This window comes from Campylobacter sp. CNRCH_2015_0814 (assembly GCF_025772765.1).
In the GTDB taxonomy this organism is placed as follows: domain Bacteria; phylum Campylobacterota; class Campylobacteria; order Campylobacterales; family Campylobacteraceae; genus Campylobacter_D.
Genome location: NZ_JAKMSR010000002.1, coordinates 1 through 20,284, shown reverse-complemented (window position 1 = coordinate 20,284; position 20,284 = coordinate 1). Strand labels below are relative to the sequence as shown.

Here is a 20,284-nt window from a genome sequence, read left to right as displayed (position 1 = left end):
ACTTTAAGAAGGAGTTACTATTTTACAAACTGCTTCATCTGTGATTAATTTAGCATCAAGTCTTGATCTAACTTTAATTCCAACTAAATCATTTTGAGCATACAATTCATTTAATCTCGTAAAGCTCATAGTTTCTCTATCCCAAATTTCATAAAAACTAAAATCACCGAAGATAGCAGGAATTTTATTAGCACCAAAACCATCTAATGAAGAACAATAGATTACTTTTTTACCTAAAATAGTGTCATATCCACCAGAACTAAGCGCTGGCATCCATAAAGGTCTACCATCTCCATCGACTAATTTATAAAGAGCTTTCATAAAATCATCTCCAACAAGCCAACATGCATTAGATCTATATGCACTTTTTAATGTAAAAAATGCATCAATTACATCATTGCTTGTAATGCCACTATTACTTGCTAATTCATATTTTGTTTTTGTATTTACAATACCTGTTGGTTTTTTATTTCCATCGCCTTTTATAAATGCTTCTTCCTCTGCTTGTGCAATTTTTTCGGCACTCTTTCTAATTAAAAAACTTTCTAAATTTGAGATATTATCATTTAGTAATTCTTCACTAATTTTAATAATACCTCCCAATTTGTATGCTCCAATAGTTAATTTTGAAAAAGAAGCACTTGCCTCATTAAAACTAGCCATTTCATCAATCCAACCAAAACCACTTATATCTTCAAGTATAGGTATATCTTGATTTGTGGATGATTTTTGCACAGTAGCTATTTTCCTAATTACACTAAGATCTGTCAATTTTGATCTAATTTTTGATTGCAATGTTGTAGGAACTAAAACACCGCCTTTATCACCTGAAGCTTCGTTTAATGCATCTCTTTGCAAAGATGTGTCTATAACTCCACTTCTTAAGTATTTAACAAAAGATCTCATAGAGTCTCTTTCTTCTTCTTTTTGTGGATGTGGATTTTGTTCTAATCTTATACTTGTAACTTCATTTAAAAATTTTTCTCTTTTTTGCTCTTCTTCAAGTCTTAAAAGCTCGCTGCGTTTGCTTTCAAAATCTTTAAGCATTTCATTATATTTTTGTTCTTCATCTGTGCTAAATGCTCTTTTTTCATTTTTTGCTTTATTAGAAAGCTCTAACATCTGCTTATGTAAAGCACCTATTTCTTCTCTTATTTTTTGCATTATCTCTCCTTTAAAGTGTTTTAATCATAAGCTCTAGCTCGCGTTCTCTTGCTTGAGCTAAAGCTTTAGCTTCTTTTTGTGTTTGCTCATCAAAAAAGCGTTTTTTTGCATTTTTATCTGCACCTTTCCAAACAGCACTAAGTTCAAAAATTTCAAACTCATTTACAAGTACTTTCTTGGGATTGCTGTCTTTATCTATAGTTTGTTTTAAGATTTTATATCCGATAGATACATCACTTAAAATTCCATCTTTGTATTTTTTAAAAATATTTTGACTTCTCTCATCTTTTGCAAAAATACAGTCACAAACTAATTCGTTATTTTCAACTCTTATATTCTCAATTTTTGCTATAGCATTATCTACGCTCGGATTATGATCTGTAAAAAGCGTTCTTAATTCGTTATATCTTGCACCGGAGATATCTAATTCCTCAAGGTATTCACCCATATCCCAATCCCAACGCTTACAAGCATTAGAATTTGAAATCATGACAAAACTTAATATATTATTATCATTGTCTATATTTCTTATTTTTGCAGTATCTGATCTAACAAAGTTCATATTTTTCCTTAAAATATGTTTTGTATAGATTTTATAAATTTTTTGAGGCGTTTAAATGCGTGTTAGCTTGATATAAAAATTTTATATCAAACCTTGTATATTTAATTTAATTTGTAAAAAGTCATAGTCTTCAATAGGAGCTGAATAATCTTTTAAAATACCAAAAGTGGTCAGTTTTTTAAACCCATTTTCACTTTCATCTGCAATAAATAGTGTCTTTTTATTATAAATGCTTTCAATTAAATCATCATAGTAATCAAAATGAGCTTTTTCTAAGGCAACTATAAATTCTAAAAATTTCGCTTTTTTACCATCTACTACAGTAGTATGCCCCCATTCATTTGTGTTTGTTTTAGAATAATTAAGATAAGTAAGATTAGCAGGGTGTATAGTAATACCTAATTTTTCTTTTTTACCCAAAAGTATATGTCCAACATTAGCAATATCATTTAGAGCATAGAATGTTATTTTTATTTTAGAATTAATGGGATATTTAAAAAATATAAAATCATCTTTGTTGATCTTAAATCTACCAAAAAAATATTCCCACCATGTGCGAGATTTTCTGTAAAATAGTGATTTTTCATAAATAACCCTTTTATCCAATGTTTGTATTTTAATCTTGGATAAATTGGCATTTAATACAGCTAAGGCATCAAAACTTTCTATAACATCTATAATAACACTCCAAGTTTTATTGTCTTTACTTTGCGTATTTACCTCATCATCAAAACATGCATTTTCATTTGTAGGACGCATTTTTACCCATTTATCGAAATAAACATCTGGTTCTTCATGTTTGTCTTCATCGCTAGCACTTTTATAAATATATCCCTTAAAAGAAACCTCATCGTTGATCTTATATGTTTTATCTTTATCCCAAATAGCTGTATTATCTTTGCTTATGGTATTTTGCTCTATGATAAACTCCAAAGGTCTTACTATAATCATTTCTCAATCCTTTCTACAATTTCTCTTGTTTGTTTTGTAAGAATTGACATATCCATACAAAGTCTTTTAATGCCTTTATCTACATTGTCTACTTTTGTAATTAATCCATCAAATTTAGAATTTAATTGCTTAAAGCCATTATCTATACCTTTAGAAAGAGCTGTTTCTAATCTTTCAAATATATTAGAAACATCAACCTTTAATCCCTTACCATCTTTTAACGGAATAACTGCCTCAGGATATCCATTTTCTCCTATAATAGCATTTGTTTTTTGTGTTATTATTCCACCATCTGCAAAAGCGAGCGCTTTTTTATTAGGGTTTTTTATTTCTTGATTTAATTCACTATCTACTTTATTAGAATTGTTTTGATACGCAAGCAAAGCATATTTTAAATTTTCTATAGCAGCCACACTTAAAGTACTACCATTTTTTAATTCTTTAATCATACCTTCTAAGTATTTTGCTATAGGTGAATCTTTTCCAAGATACTTAATCATTTCCTGAACTTCTTTTTGGCTTTGCTCTAAAAGAGTTTCTCTATATTTTTTTAATTCTTCTAAAGTCATAGAAGATGTATCTTTTATAGTTTCTTGAAGTTTTTCATTTAATTTTTCATTTTCTAATGTGATTTTGGCAATCTCATCTTGTATTGTATTTAAATCAGCTTCACCTCCTAAATCCTTCATATCATTAGCCATTTTTAACATTTGAAATTGATATTCTTCATAAGATGATGAATTTCTTAAGTCATTTGCTTTGGCACTTGCTGCCTGCTTTAGTTCTTCAAAGGAAGATGAATTAAAATTATTATTTTTAAAATCATCGCTAGCTTTTTTTAGTAATTTTTCATAGTTTTTACTTATCATTTGAGGTGTTTGAATAGTTTGCTTAATCAAATTATCACTAAAGCTAGCAAGAGATGATAAAATATTTTTTTGATTGTTTAAATTTTCTAAAAGTTTATTGTTTTCATTAATTTTAATTTTGGCATATTCTTTTGAATTCTCATCTTCATATGCTTTTATAAGCTCATCAACCTTAGCTAACTCATTCAAATGCTCTGATGAAAAAACTAAACCACCTTGCTCTTTCATTATTTGTTCAAAGGAAGTGATAATGGCTATTAATTGTTTTCTAAGTTCAGTATTACCAGTGCTTAAAAAATCATTTATTCCTTCATATCCAAGCTCTAACAACTTATCATTAGCACTAAAAATATCTTTAAAAATATCTTGTTCTTCTTTACTTAGATCATCTTTTAATCCACCCATTATAGTAGCATACTGATTAAGCAAATCATTAACTTTAAAAACACTAGTATCCAATCCATTAACACCTGCAAAACTTTGATTTATCTGCATTAATTCACTTGTTTTATTAATAATGGTTTGCAAGATGTTATTTACTTGCTCATTTGCACTTGCTAAAGCTTGTAATAATTGCTCCCAAGCTTCTACATTTTCAGTTGAGAAATCATTTCTTAAGCTTTCATTATAAGCCTCATTAAGTTTATCTAGTGAAATTTGTGAAATATTTTTAAATTCATCTTCTTTTAACCCTAAGATATCAAAACCACCACTTACATTTCTAATGGCAGTTTTTAGTGCATACATGGTATCATCTAGAGTAATTTTTGCCACCTTCACAGGATCATTTTTATATATTTGACTTAAAATATTACTTTGCATACTCATAAACTGACCAAATTGCTTAGAAAGTTGCTGTGCATAAGATATATTTGCTTCTTTAGCAGCTTGCTGTATGGCTTTGATTTGTTCGTTAATTAATTCATTATCATCAGTATTTAAAAAACTTTTTAATAAAGCATTTGGAACGGCTGTATCTATAAGAGAATTGCCACTATATTTCCCTGCGTTTATTTCGTATTTGTCTAAATTTGCCCCTAACCTTTCTAATAATGCATATTGATTATCCAAAAATAGATTAAGTTCTTTTATCTTTCTATCATTTATATTTTGATATTCAGTCCAACTTTTTTTACTAAACCACCCTTTCTTTTGATAATCAATATAGCTTTGCAAATTTCCTTGTGAAAAATGATCTTTAAAATTTATATCTTGCCAAAGTCTTAGACCACTTCCGGTAGCTTTAGTTTTTCCAAAAATTCCACCTATAACACTACCTAAAAGACCACCTACCAAAGTACCTATACCAGGTGCTATTAAAGAACCCAAAACTCCTCCTATAGCACCACCACTTCCAGCATGAGTATCAGCTTTAAATAACATATCTCCAAGCTTTCCTATACCATAACCCAAAAGACCACCACTTAATGCATTAGTAGCTAAACCACCAACAAAACCCAAAGTAGAACCAATACCACCGGCTAAAGCTCCATTTATACCACCAATACCTAAAGAACTCCATAAAGCACCAGAACTAAAAGAAGTTAAAGCAGTCCCTCCAAAAAAACTACCAAGATATGCACTTCCTAAACTTAAAATATTGCTTCCTAGTGTTCCTATATTTTTTATTAAATTAGAAAAATTTTGAAACACAGAAGTAAAACTATCACCAATACTGCTAAAATTAAAACTGCTAAAACTTTGTATTTTTTCAAATGTAGAGCCACTTAAAATACCTTCTAATGCATTAAATCCACTTAGCACATTAGATACACCATTTAACACATCTTGTCCTTTTTTAACCTCTCCATTAGAAGATATAATAACTTCTTTACCATCTATAACACCGGTAAAATTTCCATTATTATCTTTTTTTAAACCTAAATCTTGAGAAATTAAACTAACATTTTGATAAGAATTGTTCGCACCCGTTAATGAATTTGTAAAAATGCCTGATATTGATCCGCTAATAGAACTAATAGCAGGTGATAGCATATCCATAACTAAAGATTTGCCTAAACCTATGAATAATTCTTTTAAATTTTTTATTTTTCCTTCTATAAAATCAAAAAAACGACTTTCTATGGTTCTTTGCATATTTGCTATCATCTTAAGATAATCATTTTCTACATTTTTAAATGTTTTTGATGCATTTTTTTCTACATTTAGAAAAGCTTCTTTTTGCGTCTTTATAAGTTTTTGGAGATCTTCTTTATCTAAAATATCTACAAATTTCTCTCTTAATTCTATTTCTTTCAAAGCCCAAGCTTCTTGTTTTTTACCAACACTTTCATAAAATTCAAGCATTAAACTCTTATAGGATTGAAATTCTTTTTCACTCTCTTTTAAATCAAGATCTATAATCATTTCTTCTTTAGCTTTTTGTATAGTTTTACTATCAAAACCTATTTCTTTGAAATGTTTTAATTTTTCATTGATAGATTCCAAGCTTTTTTCATACTCACTCATAGTGATTTGTGAAAGTTCTTTGAGTGCTTGATTTTGCTCTTTTATGATTTGAGTATGCTTTTCTTGAGCAAGTTTTGCTTTTTCTTCTTGATCTAGTATTCTTTTAACCTCATCAGCTTTAACAGCATGAGCTAATGCATTAGATATAGTGTTTACCTGCTCTACTAAAGCATTATTTTGCTCCCAATTATTAATACTGACAAGTTCTAATAATTTTTTATTTAAATCATCTAAAGCTTTGTTTGTTTTTTCTAACTCTTGGCTTTCTATTTTTGGAATTTGAATTTTTGTTATTAATTCAACTGCATCCTTTAACTCCTTATTGAGCTTTTCTACACTCTTTAGTTTTACTTCCTCTTTTGCATTTTGCTTAATTTTATCATCTAAAAATGCTATTTTTTGAGCAATATTTGCTATCTCTCTTGCATCTTCAACACTTTGTTCTCTAATAGCCCCCATAAAAGAAAAATCTATTTTTTGTAGATAAGAGATTGCTTTTTTATAATCATCTCCTATGATTTCAAATGAATATTCTTTTAAAAAATTTCCTATTGTGTTTTGAAAGCTTCCAATATCTGATATACTTTCCAACTCTTTTTCTAATTGCTCTTTTTGTTTTTTCAAATCTTCTATATCTAAAATTTCAATTCTTCTTTTAAAAGAAGAATTTAACTTTTCTGTTTTCTCATACGCTTTATCCAAAGCATCTTCTATAGCAAACAACCTTTCTATTAAAACTAAAGGTATAGCATTCTTGGCAACATTTGATAACGCTTTAAATCCACTAGATAAAACAATAGTTCTTTTATTTATTTCATTTATACTTTGAGTATTAGAAAGCAACCCGACTCTTTGTAGATATAAAGCATTTTTAGTATCTAGTATCGAAGCTTTTAGTTCTAAAAATCCTTTAGATAAAATCGGAGCTATTTTAGAGTATGCCTTTAAGCTAGCAAAAGCCAAAGAAACATTAATAAGTATAGGTGTTAAACTCTGAAAAGTTTTAATAAAACTAGAAATACTATCTTTATTTTCTTCCATGTAAATATTTAGCTTTAACAAGCTTTCATTTACACTTTCAAATATAGGCTTACTCAGCTCTCTTTTTAATTTATCTATATTTGACTTTAGAAGTCTAACATTATCTTCATATCCTCCAAGAGCTAGCTGAGCAACCTTAACATTTTCACTTGTTTTTTGAATAATTAAATTATATAGATTACCACTTGCATTAGCTTCTTTAATAGCTTCGTTAGTAAGTCCGATTTGTTTTAAAAACCTACCAAGATCAGAACTTGATAATACAGCTCCATCTCCAAGACCATCTATTGTCATTTTCAGCTGTTCTACTCCAAGACCTGATATTTTAAGAGTTTGCATTAAATTTTCAAAAGATTTTATACTTTCATCAAAATTCATATTTTTTGAAGCACCTGCATAAAAACTAGAAAAAATATCCGCTAAATCTGATACAGCATATCCTGACTTAGCAGATAAATTATTAAACTGCTCTAGTGTTTTAGCACTTTGTTTTAATGACAATTGATATTTTTCTTGTATATTTAGTGTCTTACCAAAAGATGTGACATTGGATGAATTTACAGCTATTAAGGAAGCTATATTCTTCTTTGTTTTTTCATATTGAGCATTTAATTCTATAAAAGATTTGGCATAATTACTCACGCTATCAAACATAGCTTTATAACCATGATAGCTTTGCACAAAATGTGCATTCATATCTAGTATCGCTTTAGATAGACCCAAAAAGCTTTCTTTGGTATCTTTTGTTTTTTGATTTAGATTAACAAAGCTTTGGTTTAACTTATTAACACTAACCACTCCTTTATTTGTATCAACACTTATACTAACTTTTACATTTTTTGCCACTTTAATTTCCTTTTATATATAATTTAGCTAGAATGAAAACAAAAAAAGGTATTAGAATGTTTTTTTACTCTTATGAGCCACTTACTTTTATAACTTTGCTGTTTTTGCTTGTGGTGTTTTTTATGGCTAAAACTAAGAGTAAAAAAGAATTTCAAGAAAAGATTATTGATGAGGAACTTGCTAGCTTTACTAAAGCTGTTGATATTTTTCTTAAAGAAAACAAACCCCAAATTGTTCTGCTTAGTGCAAAAGCTATGCAATTTGGTATAAAAAACAATCTTTTTAATCACGATATAAAAGTTCAGTTTTGTCAAATTTTGCAAGAAAACCCAAATGAAAAAGAATTTATCGTGGAGATTGATCATAGTTTATTATCCTAAAAGTTCTAAAAAATCTAAACCTAATTTTTTTAAATCTATATTTTGATTTGTATTAGCACTTTGCTTAATTGATGGCTTCAAATGCTCACTTAGTAAAAAATCTTCACATTTGTTTTTAACTCCCATAAAAGATGCAATCATACTAAGCAAAATACTAATTTGTATTTCATTTCTATCGCAAGCTAAAGGCTCATTAGACAAAAACTCCATCCACTCATTAAATTCTGCCTGGGTAATGCTTTGTTCTAGTTCGCCTATTGTTTTTCCTAATGCAAGGGCTAGGCGATATTTTAATCGCCCTTGCTCTCTTGCTTTGGGACTTCTACACTAAAGGTTAAAATTTCATCAGCTATTTTAGAAATAACAGCGAGTGCAGCTTGATTAAGCTGTGTAATTTCTTTTTTGCTTAATCTTGGCTCTACAAGTCCTTTTAAGACAACTTCGGTTCTAAAATTAGAGTTGTTGCTTATGGCTTCTATATTGATTTCATTAATATCATCACCATCTTTACTATCTTTTTTAAACTCTATTTTATGATTTTTCATAAGCTCATATTGCTCTAACATAGAAAGTTGTTTTATGGTTATTTTTTCATCAATGCCATCAATATTAATTTCCTTTGTTTTAAGAGAATTGTTTTGTAAAAAATCTTTTAAATTCATTTTTTTCTTCCTTTTTGTGTAAATTTGTTAATGTTGAATTCTTCTTCAGTGGCAGATGAAGCCACACCACTGCTTCCATCGCATGTGTATTTTTTTCTTATATCTTTATTTGCTGGATATGTAAGAGATAAAGGATTTGGATAAAAATAAATTGTCTTGCCTTTTAATTCTTCATAGGTTTGACCTTGAGTTGGCTCATTTTTGATTTCATGAATGATGTTTTCATTATCTTCTTTTACCCATTTATCCTCATGTTCTTGCTCACTATCTATAAATTCTTTACTTTCATTAAAAATCTGCTTATTAGCATATGGACACACACCCCTAACGCTATCAAAGATATATACAAGTCTTTCATCATTAGTTTGTGGCGTTTTTAGTGTGCTTGGATTTGGATAGTAATAGATCGTTTTTGATTTTTTATCCGCATAAACATCACCTACATTTAACGCATCGCTAGTATGCTCTATATTATCTCCTTCTTCAAATCTAAAAGGAGTAATATCTTTTGCTTCTCCTATTTTTTCTGCTGTAATATTTGCGCTAAATTTATTATTAGCTTCGCTGGTAACTTCAAAACCCGTTATTTTCATTTTGATTTTTAAAGTTGTTTTTCTTTCATCATTAACCTCAACAATAATAAAAACTTCTTCATTTTCTTCAAAAGCCTTTTCAAGATAATTTACACCTTCAAAATCTTGCGTTTTTCCATCTTTTACAAATTTATAAAGCAAAGACATATTCACAGTGGCACTTGTTTTTTTACCTACTGCATTTATTTCTTCATAATCTCTGTCATTAATTGGGCTTAATTTTTGACTTTCCCTACTTCCTCCTTTAAGTCCTGAAATGCTAGTTAAAAAACCTGCTTGTACTGGTGTAGATCCAGCTGTTTCCATAGCACGAGATAAAACTAATACTCTAAGACCTTGAACATCTGGTGCTTCTGAAATTATTTTTTCTTTTGGCATTGGTTCTCCTTGCAATAAAATACAAATAGATTTTAAGAAAACTTTGAGGCGTTAGAAAGCGTATTAAAATTTAAAAGTCAAAAACATATTACTTTGAAAAAAACCATTTTCTTCATCTTCTCCGGCTATGAGTATATCTGTTGGCTTTTTATCTATACTAAACAATAAATTTTCCAAATCTTCTTTTATATTTCTTAACTTTTGATACTTTTTGCTATATATGGTAAGGGATATTTCTATTTCTTTTACTAATAATTTATTATCAATACTTAAAACTATTTCTTCATTGCTTATTTCATAAACTATAAAATTTTCTTTACTTTCTATAGTTGCTTTTATAGGATAAATATCTAGTTTTAATTCATTTTCTAAATTTTGTAGAAAGCGGACTAAAAATTCTTTGTACATTTTCATTTAAAACCCTAATTTTTTTAATTCTTTTTCTAATTCGTTTTGAACTAAAATATCTACCTTTGGTTCTATTTTTTTTGTAGCATTTTCCATAGTTTTATATCCTTTTGCAAAACTTGTTTTACCTTTTTTGTTTTTTCCTCCTCTATGCCAAAATCCATGCTCTAAAAAATGTGCATAATAAGCACTAGAAAAATACTCTATTTTATTTTTCTTTTTATTCTTTTTCTCTAAAGTCCATTTTTTAAAACCTTTTAGTTTTTCATATCTTTTTTGGCTTACTTTTTTCTTTTTAAATACAACAGCAGCTGCCCTATAAACACCTTTTTCTAAATTTCTACTTGTAACAGCCCTAACACTTGATCTTAAAAGACCACTTTCTTTAGGTGCTGTTTTTTTATAAACCTTAGCTATTTCCTTGCTTACACTCATAGCGCCTTTTCTAGCAGCTTTTGATAATGATGAATTACTCAGTGTGTTTAAATCTTTCATTAATTCTACAAGACCTTCTACTTCTATTTCTCCCAAACCTCATCCTTTAGTGCATTTAACTTTCCTAAATTTAATGCTATAAGATGTTCATTTCCATTGCTAATTGGGTTCATCTCCTCTAATGCCCTAACCTCATTAATACTCATAACTCCATTGTTTAAAGCTTTTGTATAGCTTTCCCATCTTGAAGCACTATCGGCTCTTAAAATAGCGTTGATATTAAATTTAAAATAATATTTTCCCCATTCGCTTTTAGTAAGCAAAAAGCGATTAAATGCTTGTTCTATTTTTGTAGTAAGAGGCGTGATTGTTTGAACCATGTAGTTTGTTTCTTGTTGTTCTATGTTAGAAAATGTTGCTCTAGAAAGATCTCCTAGCTTATGCGGGGGTATGTTAAATAATCTTGCAATTTCTATAATCTGAAATTGTTTGCTTTCTATAAATTGACTATCTTTATTTGCGCTTGTAGTTTGAGTAAATGTAGAGCCACTTTCTAAAATGGATATGTTGTAAGCTTTCTTTTGACTATAGTTTTCTTTAAATGATTTTTTCAATCTATCATATGCTTGATCACTAAGCTCATTTGGAACAGTAATAACACCACTTGTAAAAGCACCATTTTGAAAAAAGCTAAGCCCATGTTGTTCTATGGCTGTAGCTAACTTTGCTGTGGTTTTACTTTTTCTTAAAGGTGCTATTCCATTGACACCATCTTTTGTGTGGTATGGAACATTGACTATTTCATCATAGCTTAAAACAACACTGCCATTGCTAGAGTATGCACTATAAAAGTATTTTCCACTTTGTTTAAACAATGAAATATCTTTGTTTTCTATAAGTTCTATGGAGCAAATTTGCCCATTTCTTTTTCGCATAGGATATAAAAAACCATTTCCATAAATAAGCATTTGCACCATAAAAGCTTCTATAAGTGTAAATGGTGTCATGGTTTCATTTGGTGCAATTTTTATAAGATTAAACAAAGGATGATTAATGGCTAACACAGAGCCATTTTTTTCTTTTTTGTATAGATTTAATGGCAAAGAAGCTATAGTTTCGCTTATGTTTGATATAGCTGCAATTACAGCAGAAAGCTCATCAGAATTTACCTTTTCTTCTGAAAGGAACTCTAAGGTATGATAATCTTGATTTCTTTTTTGTGTTTTAAAAAATGATTTTATTTTATCTAGCATTCAAAGCCTCGTTTTTTTAAGTATTTTAAAAAAACTTTGAGGCGTTAGAAATCGTATTTAATATAAAAATAAAAAATCTTACATTACAGATTATAAAATACTTACTATTTTTTTATGCTTATTTAAAATTATTTATATAATTTTCACATCTAATTTTAACAATTTAAGTTTTTCAACACCCAAAGGATTAAAATGATAAGAGTGTGATAGTAAAGAAAATACCCAAAATACTCAATCAAAGTATTTAGGGTAATGTTTTTTAAATATTTGAAGCACTTCAGAAATTGTTTGTTCTTTACTATCTAAATTTTTATAAAGGATATCTTGTAGATCCATAACTAAAGGACCTAATAATTTTCTTTGAATCTTAACGCTTATAAATGAGATATCTTGAAGTTTTGATTTTCGTTTATCTCCTTTTGACTTATAAGCATACCTTATTTCCTCGCATAAACTTTCTAATTTATCTTTAATTTGTTGTTCATGCTGTTCTTTTTCGTTTTTTTTATGATAAAAATGAGTAACAAGCCAACCACCTATTATTCCGCCTAAAGAATAACCAAGATTTGTTATAAAATCCATCATAATTTATTTCCTTGCTAATACTTCTTTAATTGTATTAAGTAAGTCTTTTTCGTCATCTGTCTTATCATCTATTTTAATATATTTATAAAACAACTCCTTGTTTTGACGAATTAATTTACAAAAACTTGCATCAACAAAAGAATCAGAAAACGGCAATTCAAGATTATCAACCTTAATTAAAGTTTCTTGTTTTTCATCAATCCATTTTGAGAGATAATTTTTCTCAAAATCTTCACCATTTTTTTCTTTATCGTGTTCTATATTTCTTGCGTAAGGTGTTGATGTATATTCTTTTTCAAAATTAAATATTATCATTTAAGCTCCTATTTAAAAGTTCTTTTATAGGCAATTCAAAACTTACCAATGTTCCAATTGCTCCATGTTTTTCAACCTTATAGTTATTTGAACTATATTTTGTTATACTTTTCTCATCATAATATAGTTCATAAAAATCTTGTTTAGATATAATTTGCATTTTTGCTCCTTTACATTTTTTTATACTCTCTTCCAATCTTTTTGTTCCATTACCCCTTCTAATATTTTCTCCAGAGTAGCTTCTATGTCTTTCAATATTAGATTCAAATATAACTTTTACATAATTTCCATTATGGCGTTTTAATCTATCTAAAAATTTATCCGTTAATTTACTACGCTTTTCAATAGAACCAGCAAAACCTATTCCTTTATCTAAAATTGCAAATTTTATCACATCTTCTTGAATTTCACCAGCTAAATATATTAACTCATTAGTATCAGCATGAGATTGCACATTAAGCAAAAGCTCATCAAATATTTTATTTAAATGTTTCTTCATATAAGTGTTGTCAGAAATATTAATTTTTTTGAGAGAAAACTCTATTATTTCTTTAGAAATTTTCAAAAGAATTTGCTTTAATTCTTCTTGATTATTGATAGAAACTTTTAAAATACACATTTTACCTTTTTGATCTGGAGCAGATTTATTACATAAAATTTGAAAAATACCAGTTTGAATAAACATATTTCTTATATTTTTATCTCTAGGCATTAAATACTTTTTGAAGTAAAAATTAATCTCTTTTGTTTTACTAAAATATTCTAAAAGGCTCGTAAAAATTAGACATAATCCTAAATCAAATTTTACTAATTTTCTAAAACTGATCACAAAATCTTTTGGATTTTTTGAAAGTTTTATAGTATCACTTATGATTTTGTTTATATCTTTTTTATTAAGTTCTAATGATTGATATTCAAATAGCTTGTTTTTTTTACAAAGACTATTTCTTATTGTTTTTTTCTTATTTTTATTTTTCAAATATTTTTTTACTTGATATTTTGCCCTAATGACATTGCAATAATAACAATATTTTTTTAAACTATAAACTTTCCTCATGTAAATTATTATATCATTAATTAAAATAAAATTATATTAATTATCCATCATATTCGAAGTGAAATTATCTTTAATAAGCTGTTGTTAAAATATGGTTATATTATTTAAATCTCCTAAAAAATATATAAAAGATTATATAAATAGAAAATGTTAATTAGCGACTGAAAATTAACCTTTCAAAATAAAATCTTTTCATTGCTTTTTGCAATTTTTTGTTAAATTCTTTTAAATTAAAATAAAAGGATTGATTATGCAAATGCAAGAAGTAATCGAGAAGTTAAAAGATATACTTGCAAGTGAAGGCAAGTGTGAATTAAAAACAAAAGATATAGCTAAAGAATTGGGAATCAATCCTGATACATTTAATTCTATGAAATTTAGAAACTCTATTCCTTACGCACATATTTTAAATTTCTTAGAAAAAAGAAATATCAGTATTAATTACTTCTTTTATGGAAGCTCTCCAAAAGATCAATTAGAATGTGAATACAAATATAAAATTTTAAAACTATATAAAACCAATGCTAGCTTAGGTGGAGGTGGTATTAATGATATTTTAGATTTTGAAAACATATTAATAGATCAAAAGATATTAGATTTTTTTAAAACAAAAGATTGTGAGTTTATTACTTGCTATGGTGAGAGTATGGAGCCAATTATCAAAGATAGAAGTATTTGCGTAATAGATAGAAATAAAACTTTTAAAAACAAAAGCATTTGTGTGGTCAATACTAAAGATGGACTTTTTATCAAACAAGTTTTAAAACAAGATAATGGAGTAATTTTACACTCTTTAAACCCTTTATATAAAGACATATTTTATAAAAATGGAGATTTTTTATTAGTTGGTGTGGTAGTTGGAGAGCTTTCTAAAATATGACAGCACACAATAAGCTAAGCCAAGCTATTGTGTGCTTAATCAACAAAAGGAGAAAAAATGAAAGAGATTAAAAACTATACTGATGAAGAATTAAAAGAAAAAATTATGCAGGATTTAGAAGATGAATTTAAATTTTTGTATAAAAGACTTTTAAAAGAAAAAGATTATCTAGCAAGAGATAATATCTTAGAGCTTATGACTATTTATAATATGGGTATAAACTCTTACTCTATTGCAAAAATACTTGAAATAAATGAAGATAAAACCATTATACAAGTGCCTTTATTTGAAAGATATATTATAGGTAGGAAATTTGTAGTTCAATATAATAGCAAAAAACAAAGATATGAATTAAAAAGCACTTTTTGTGAATTTTAAGGGGTTAAAAATGAGTATAAAATATCCAAATATAAAAGTTAAATTAATCGGAGAAGATGGTAATGCTTTTTCAATTTTAGCTAGAGTTGATAGTGCTTTAAAAAAAGCTAAAATACACAAAGATATTAGAGATGAGTTTTTTAAAGAAGCTACAAGTAAAGACTATAATCACTTATTAAATGTCGTATCAAGCTGGGTTAAAACAATATAATTTACAACAGCACACATTCAGCTAAGCCAAGCTAATGTTGTCTTATCAAAACAAAGGGAGATAAGATGAATAGAATAATATCAGATATAAGACAAGGTATTGGCAAAAGATTTGTAAATGCAATTTGCAATGGCAACAATGATGTTGTATTAGAGTATCTTAAAAACGGTATGAGTGCCACAAAAGAATGTATGGGCGAACAACCTATGTTTTATGCTATTAATCATAATAATTTTGGAGCTATTTTACTCTTATTAAAATACGGAGCTATTTTAGAAAAAGATTATCTAGAAGAATGCAAAGAAAATTTTAGAAAAGAAGCTTTAGATTTTTTAGCTTCTATGCTTAAGTAAAAGAGAATATTAAAAATATTCTCTTAACTTTATTCTTAAAAGTTCATTATTAAAACCTCCTTGCTCTCTTTTCTTTTTAAAACATTGTTATTTAAAGAATATCTTACTTTTAACTCCTTAAAATTAAAATCTTTATAAAGTTCTCTTACAAGCTCACAATCATTATAAGAAAGCATAAATTTACCCTTGATGTTTTTTAATAACTCATTTAATAGTTTATGCTCTTTTATTCCAAAACCATTAGTGTTTTTATAATAATTTTCAGTCCCCACATAAGGTGGATCTAAATAAAACAAAGCTTCATTGTAATCATATTCTTTTAAAATATATTCAAAGCTTTTATTCTCAATACTAGCATGTTTAAGCCTTTGTGTGTGCAAGCTAAAATCTCTAAGCAATCTTTTTGGCGCTCTTTGTTTGCTCATAGCAAATTGACCCATGCTTGATCCAAAAGAAGCACTAATGAGATAAAAATAAAAAGCAGCTCTTTCTATATCATTCCTTGGCTTTATTTCTTTATTTTTTATCATTGCAAATATCTTTCTACTTACTAACATAGAATTAAGCATATTTGCTAAGCTTTGTGGTTTATTTCTAATACAAAGATGTAGATTAATAAGCTCGTTATTTATATCATTAATAACTTCTATTTTTGAAGGACTTTTTTGATAAAAAACACTCAAAGCTCCACCAAAAACTTCTATATAAGTTTTATGCTCTGGCATTAAAGCAATGATTTCTTTAGCTAAATAGTTTTTACCACCCACCCAAGCAAATGCAGCTTTTAATTTAGTTTGTGTAGGTTTAGTTTGTGTGCTAGTTTTTAGAAATTTGTTTATAGTGTTCATAACAAATTCCTTTTAAAATAAAATTTAATTAGCTAGCTTCTAAAAAGAGGGTTATAATGCTTTTGCTAGTTTTTAGAAAGGAGAGCTTATGGCTTTCCTAATGCTTACAAGCTCCTAATACCCCGTTTTTCATAAACACTTTCTTGAGGTTTTGCAAAGGTATTTTTAGTCGCTATGGCAGTTACTAAAGCTGAAATTGCATCTATTCTTTCGCTTGATTTTTTCTTATCAGGTTTTATATTTTCTCTTGCATCTTTATCTATTACCAAATTATTATTACACCATCTAAAAATAGGATTTGCATTGTGGTTTATAGTTTGTTTTAATACTCTTATTTGATACTCTTTTAGCGGTTCGCTTATACTTGCAAAACCTTGTCTAATTTGTACGCATTCTAAGTTTTCTTCACTAAGTTTTTTGGCTACTTCAGTGCTATTCCAAGGATCATAACCTATCATTTTGATATTAAGTGTTTTACTAAAACAAATAATATCTTCTATCAATATATCATAATCTACACTATTACCTGGTGTTAAAGTCAGATATCCAAGCCTAGCCCATTCTAAATATGGAACCTTATCTCTTCTACTTCTTTGCTCAGCGCACAGTCTAGGTGCATAAAATTTAAAATCAACATGTAAAATTTTATCAATTTCGCAGATTATAGCTAGTGCAGTCAAATCTGTCGTAGCTGAAAGATCTATTCCCATAAAAACATCAGAAGTTAAATTTATTTTTCCAAGATTACACTTCATAAAATCATCATCTTTTACAAAAGCACCAGCATTTGAAGTCCATATGTTTAAATGCTTTGTCTTAAAACTAACCTCATCGTTTGCATTTGATTTTGCTTTTTCAAAATATTCTCTTAATTTTTCTATCTTAACTCCATACCCTAAAGCAGGATTTACTTTAGCCCACACTTTTTCATCATGCCAATCATCATCTTCATTTGGTTCGTAAATTTTAGAGTATGTAGAAGGATCATTTATAATACCACAAGCAACCTTTTTACAATAATCATATTGTTTTTTCATCTCTGAATTTTGGTTATAACCTGCTGTCGATATTACTATACAAAGAGAATTAGAACGACTTGCCGTTCCTTCTTCTAAGACCTTGTATAATTTTCCATCTTTTGCAGCATGAAGCTCATCGTAAATAAAAACATAAGGTCTTAATCCATCTTTAGTTTCACTAGTAGCTGTCAAAACCTTTATAAAATCTTCAAACTTTGTATTTTTTTTACGAATTTCCCTATAAGTCTTATATTGATAGCACATATCATTCAAATGCTTTTCTTGACTTATCATAGATGAAGCTGCATTAAAAACTAACTTTGCTTGTTCAGTTTCATTTGCAGCACAATATATTTTCTTTCCTTTTTCTTTATCCACAAAAAGAAAGTAAAGCAAAATAGCTCCTATAAGCTCTGTTTTGCCGTTTTTTCGCGGAATAAATAATAATGCATAAGAATACCTCCTAGCATTTTTTTCTTTTGAATATGTAGCAATAATGTCTATTATAAACTCTATTTGAAAATTTAAAAGAGCAAATGGCTTTCCTGCTAATTCTCCATCGGTATGTTTTAATAAAGATACAAAAACAACTGCGTTTAAGGCTATTTTTTCATCTATATAAAATGGAGAATTTTGAAATTCTTCGTTTTTTATTTTGATATATTTTTTAGCATAATTTAAAATATCTTCTCTAGATCTTAACTCGATATCATTCATCTTCTTTCTCCAATAAAACATCAAAAGGAGAGCTTTCTTTTTTCTCTTTTGGATTTACTCTTGTTCTACTTGGAGCGCCTATGCCTAAAATTTTAGCCAAGCCTATTACATTTTTAGTTAGAGAGTTAAAAGCAACTAGCTCGGGAGTGATAATCTGCACTCCTTTATCACTTGTAGTGCAAAAACCTTTTTTCTCTACCTCTTTGCTTGAGCATTCTAGTAAAATAAGATTTTTAGCATATACTTTAATAATATCATCTTCAAGATCATCATAAATTCCTAAATTAATTAAGTCGTTTTTTACTTTTTGAGCCAATTCTTGTTCTATTGTTTGAAAATTTAAGCTAATTTCACTTATTTCTTTGTTTTTAACAATTTGCTTGTTTTTTGGTTTTTCTTTTATAATACTTTCATCTATAAAAAGTGCTATTTCATTTTGCTTTGAGTTATGGTGATTGTCATCTTGTCTTTTTTTAGCTAACTTTAGTATTTCTTCTTTTGGGTAAGGTTTAGCTTTTCCTCTTAAAACCTTAACTCCATTTTTCTTTAAATATCTACTCAAATACTCTTTAGAATTAATATTTAGTATTTGCAAAACCTCATCACAACTTAAAAATTCTTTTTGCATTAACACCTTTCTTTTTAGTGATTTTACACAAAACATAAGGCGTTAAAGTGCGTATTAGTTAATTGGGCGTTAAATATAAGGAAAACATGCAAAAGAAATTAAAACACAAGCCCCAATTATTCATATTTTAAACTTGGTATTTATTGGTTAATTAGTTAGTCAATTACACACGCAATAAAAAAAAATAGCTCGCATTTTTTCGCTACTAGCCGGTCGGTGACCAGAATATTGATTTTATAGAGATTTAACCCCCTACCCCTTTTAATTCTTCTTTGGTTTTTTTATTGTGACAAGTCATACATAAGCTTTGCAAATTTGTTACATTTAGTTTTTCTCCACCTTGTCTTATAGGGATAACATGATCAACAATTTTTGCAAATCTTCCACATTTAAAACAAAATGGATTGTCATTAATAAAACTAGAACGTAATTTCTTCCACTCTACACTATGATAAAAACTAGAGCTATCTCTATCTCTTTTGAAAGCATCATAGTGTTTATTTTGATTTCTAACAGTTGTTATCTTACACTCAGAACACTTACTCAAATGCGAGAGTATCTTCTTTCCGCATTTGCAAAATTTATACGTATTCATCTTTTATAAAAACCTATTTCGGTTTTCTTTGTAAGCGATACTTTAAATTCATATTCAAAATCATCATAAGCCTTAATAGCATAACAACTATAGCCAGCTTCAATTATCTTCATAAACCATTCAGGTAGCAAAATAAAGAAATTTCCACCAACTCTTTTAACTTTAAAACCACTTTTAATATCATTAACATTTCTATGAAAATTATCATATAATCCAAGATTATTTATAAAAATCTTTGCAGGTACAGCATTATTAATTATTTCATTTTTAAACATTTTTCTACTCTTATCAAATTAAAGCAAAAAAATAAGTGAAGTTCCTTATATTTTGTATTTTATCATAATTTCACACAAAAATAAAAAATACATAAGTTTGGAATGTTATTTGCTCTTACTAAGATACTAAATAGCAAAAAGTATTTATATCTTTTCTCCGCAATAAACAACCAAATAAAAGCTATTGCTCTTATTAAACATATGGCTTTTAATCGGAGCATTAGTCGACATCGTATTAATTTTAATCGGAAATATAAAAAATATACTAATATTGACTTTAATCGGATTAAAAGAAACTGTTGCTGTGCATATATTGAATTGTAAAGTAATGGGTTACTCAGTGGGTTACTAATAGAATAAAATATATCTAAAAATAGATATCAAATGAAATTTTTTAGTAGCTGACCTCGGG

General features: G+C 27.8%; 23 protein-coding genes. 5 read left to right on the top strand and 18 right to left on the bottom strand.

What is annotated here, in order from left to right:
- Positions 1-3 precede the first annotated feature (3 nt).
- From L8X24_RS01180 to L8X24_RS01165, 4 genes are all read right to left on the bottom strand, one after another.
- Positions 4-1,164, bottom strand: a complete 1,161-nt coding sequence (locus L8X24_RS01180) for a phage major capsid protein (protein WP_012661561.1) — start codon at positions 1,162-1,164, stop codon at positions 4-6.
- A gap of 10 nt (positions 1,165-1,174) precedes the next feature.
- Positions 1,175-1,726 carry an HK97 family phage prohead protease gene (locus L8X24_RS01175; protein ID WP_066006888.1) on the bottom strand — a complete coding sequence of 184 codons (552 nt, stop codon included), beginning with the start codon at positions 1,724-1,726 and terminating at the stop codon, positions 1,175-1,177.
- A gap of 81 nt (positions 1,727-1,807) precedes the next feature.
- Complete coding sequence (locus L8X24_RS01170; RefSeq protein ID WP_263663261.1) at positions 1,808-2,677, bottom strand: hypothetical protein; 870 nt, start codon at positions 2,675-2,677, stop codon at positions 1,808-1,810.
- Complete coding sequence (locus L8X24_RS01165) at positions 2,674-7,902, bottom strand: hypothetical protein (protein WP_263663260.1); 5,229 nt, start codon at positions 7,900-7,902, stop codon at positions 2,674-2,676. Before L8X24_RS01165 ends, L8X24_RS01170 begins: the two co-directional genes overlap by 4 nt.
- A 56-nt stretch (positions 7,903-7,958) precedes the next feature.
- On the opposite strand from L8X24_RS01165, the gene L8X24_RS01160 reads away from it, so the two are divergent.
- A complete protein-coding gene (locus tag L8X24_RS01160; RefSeq protein WP_139493090.1) occupies positions 7,959-8,282 on the top strand; it encodes a hypothetical protein in 324 nt (107 codons plus the stop codon).
- Here the strand turns inward: L8X24_RS01160 and L8X24_RS01155 are convergent.
- The 9 genes from L8X24_RS01155 to L8X24_RS01115 all read right to left on the bottom strand — a co-directional run bounded on the left by L8X24_RS01155 (position 8,274) and on the right by L8X24_RS01115 (position 13,890).
- Positions 8,274-8,492 carry a hypothetical protein gene (locus L8X24_RS01155; protein ID WP_214126405.1) on the bottom strand — a complete coding sequence of 73 codons (219 nt, stop codon included), beginning with the start codon at positions 8,490-8,492 and terminating at the stop codon, positions 8,274-8,276. The two genes, L8X24_RS01160 and L8X24_RS01155, sit on opposite strands and share 9 nt — an antisense overlap.
- A gap of 80 nt (positions 8,493-8,572) precedes the next feature.
- Positions 8,573-8,944, bottom strand: coding sequence for a DNA repair protein (locus L8X24_RS01150; RefSeq protein WP_214098817.1), 372 nt, complete (start codon positions 8,942-8,944; stop codon positions 8,573-8,575).
- Positions 8,941-9,915 carry a hypothetical protein gene (locus L8X24_RS01145; protein ID WP_257942467.1) on the bottom strand — a complete coding sequence of 325 codons (975 nt, stop codon included), beginning with the start codon at positions 9,913-9,915 and terminating at the stop codon, positions 8,941-8,943. Before L8X24_RS01145 ends, L8X24_RS01150 begins: the two co-directional genes overlap by 4 nt.
- Before the next feature lie 63 nt (positions 9,916-9,978).
- Positions 9,979-10,329, bottom strand: a complete 351-nt coding sequence (locus L8X24_RS01140; RefSeq protein ID WP_257942466.1) for a hypothetical protein — start codon at positions 10,327-10,329, stop codon at positions 9,979-9,981.
- The gene (locus L8X24_RS01135) at positions 10,330-10,854 is read right to left on the bottom strand and encodes an HK97 gp10 family phage protein (RefSeq protein WP_263663259.1); all 525 of its coding nucleotides are present in this window, start codon (positions 10,852-10,854) and stop codon (positions 10,330-10,332) included. It abuts the gene before it with no gap.
- A complete protein-coding gene (locus L8X24_RS01130; RefSeq protein ID WP_263663258.1) occupies positions 10,842-12,011 on the bottom strand; it encodes a phage portal protein in 1,170 nt (389 codons plus the stop codon). Before L8X24_RS01130 ends, L8X24_RS01135 begins: the two co-directional genes overlap by 13 nt.
- 231 nt (positions 12,012-12,242) lie before the next feature.
- Positions 12,243-12,596: a hypothetical protein gene (locus tag L8X24_RS01125; protein WP_263663257.1), complete on the bottom strand. Its 354-nt coding sequence runs from the start codon at positions 12,594-12,596 to the stop codon at positions 12,243-12,245.
- A gap of 3 nt (positions 12,597-12,599) precedes the next feature.
- Entirely contained in the window at positions 12,600-12,911 is a 312-nt protein-coding gene (locus L8X24_RS01120) for a hypothetical protein (protein ID WP_263663256.1), read from the bottom strand.
- Positions 12,898-13,890, bottom strand: a complete 993-nt coding sequence (locus L8X24_RS01115; RefSeq protein WP_263663255.1) for a hypothetical protein — start codon at positions 13,888-13,890, stop codon at positions 12,898-12,900. The genes L8X24_RS01120 and L8X24_RS01115 overlap by 14 nt, the downstream gene beginning before the upstream one ends.
- Before the next feature lie 328 nt (positions 13,891-14,218).
- On the opposite strand from L8X24_RS01115, the gene L8X24_RS01110 reads away from it, so the two are divergent.
- The 4 genes from L8X24_RS01110 to L8X24_RS01095 all read left to right on the top strand — a co-directional run bounded on the left by L8X24_RS01110 (position 14,219) and on the right by L8X24_RS01095 (position 15,790).
- Complete coding sequence (locus L8X24_RS01110) at positions 14,219-14,848, top strand: helix-turn-helix transcriptional regulator (RefSeq protein WP_263663254.1); 630 nt, start codon at positions 14,219-14,221, stop codon at positions 14,846-14,848.
- Between the two features lie 57 nt (positions 14,849-14,905).
- Positions 14,906-15,226, top strand: a complete 321-nt coding sequence (locus tag L8X24_RS01105; RefSeq protein ID WP_263663253.1) for a hypothetical protein — start codon at positions 14,906-14,908, stop codon at positions 15,224-15,226.
- Positions 15,227-15,242: 16 nt separating this feature from the next.
- Positions 15,243-15,437, top strand: a complete 195-nt coding sequence (locus L8X24_RS01100) for a hypothetical protein (RefSeq protein ID WP_318529555.1) — start codon at positions 15,243-15,245, stop codon at positions 15,435-15,437.
- Between the two features lie 65 nt (positions 15,438-15,502).
- Positions 15,503-15,790, top strand: coding sequence for an ankyrin repeat domain-containing protein (locus tag L8X24_RS01095; protein ID WP_263663252.1), 288 nt, complete (start codon positions 15,503-15,505; stop codon positions 15,788-15,790).
- Between the two features lie 35 nt (positions 15,791-15,825).
- Here L8X24_RS01095 and L8X24_RS01090 read toward each other — a convergent pair whose 3' ends face one another.
- The 5 genes from L8X24_RS01090 to L8X24_RS01070 all read right to left on the bottom strand — a co-directional run bounded on the left by L8X24_RS01090 (position 15,826) and on the right by L8X24_RS01070 (position 19,872).
- The gene (locus L8X24_RS01090; RefSeq protein WP_263663251.1) at positions 15,826-16,638 is read right to left on the bottom strand and encodes a DNA adenine methylase; all 813 of its coding nucleotides are present in this window, start codon (positions 16,636-16,638) and stop codon (positions 15,826-15,828) included.
- A 104-nt stretch (positions 16,639-16,742) separates the two neighbouring features.
- On the bottom strand, positions 16,743-18,374 hold the full coding sequence (locus tag L8X24_RS01085; protein WP_263663250.1) for a terminase large subunit: 1,632 nt from the start codon (positions 18,372-18,374) through the stop codon (positions 16,743-16,745).
- Positions 18,367-19,002 carry a P27 family phage terminase small subunit gene (locus L8X24_RS01080; protein WP_214098811.1) on the bottom strand — a complete coding sequence of 212 codons (636 nt, stop codon included), beginning with the start codon at positions 19,000-19,002 and terminating at the stop codon, positions 18,367-18,369. Before L8X24_RS01080 ends, L8X24_RS01085 begins: the two co-directional genes overlap by 8 nt.
- A gap of 244 nt (positions 19,003-19,246) precedes the next feature.
- A complete protein-coding gene (locus L8X24_RS01075; RefSeq protein WP_066006913.1) occupies positions 19,247-19,597 on the bottom strand; it encodes an HNH endonuclease in 351 nt (116 codons plus the stop codon).
- Complete coding sequence (locus L8X24_RS01070; RefSeq protein ID WP_012661579.1) at positions 19,594-19,872, bottom strand: hypothetical protein; 279 nt, start codon at positions 19,870-19,872, stop codon at positions 19,594-19,596. Before L8X24_RS01070 ends, L8X24_RS01075 begins: the two co-directional genes overlap by 4 nt.
- Between the last annotated feature and the right edge of the window lie 412 nt (positions 19,873-20,284).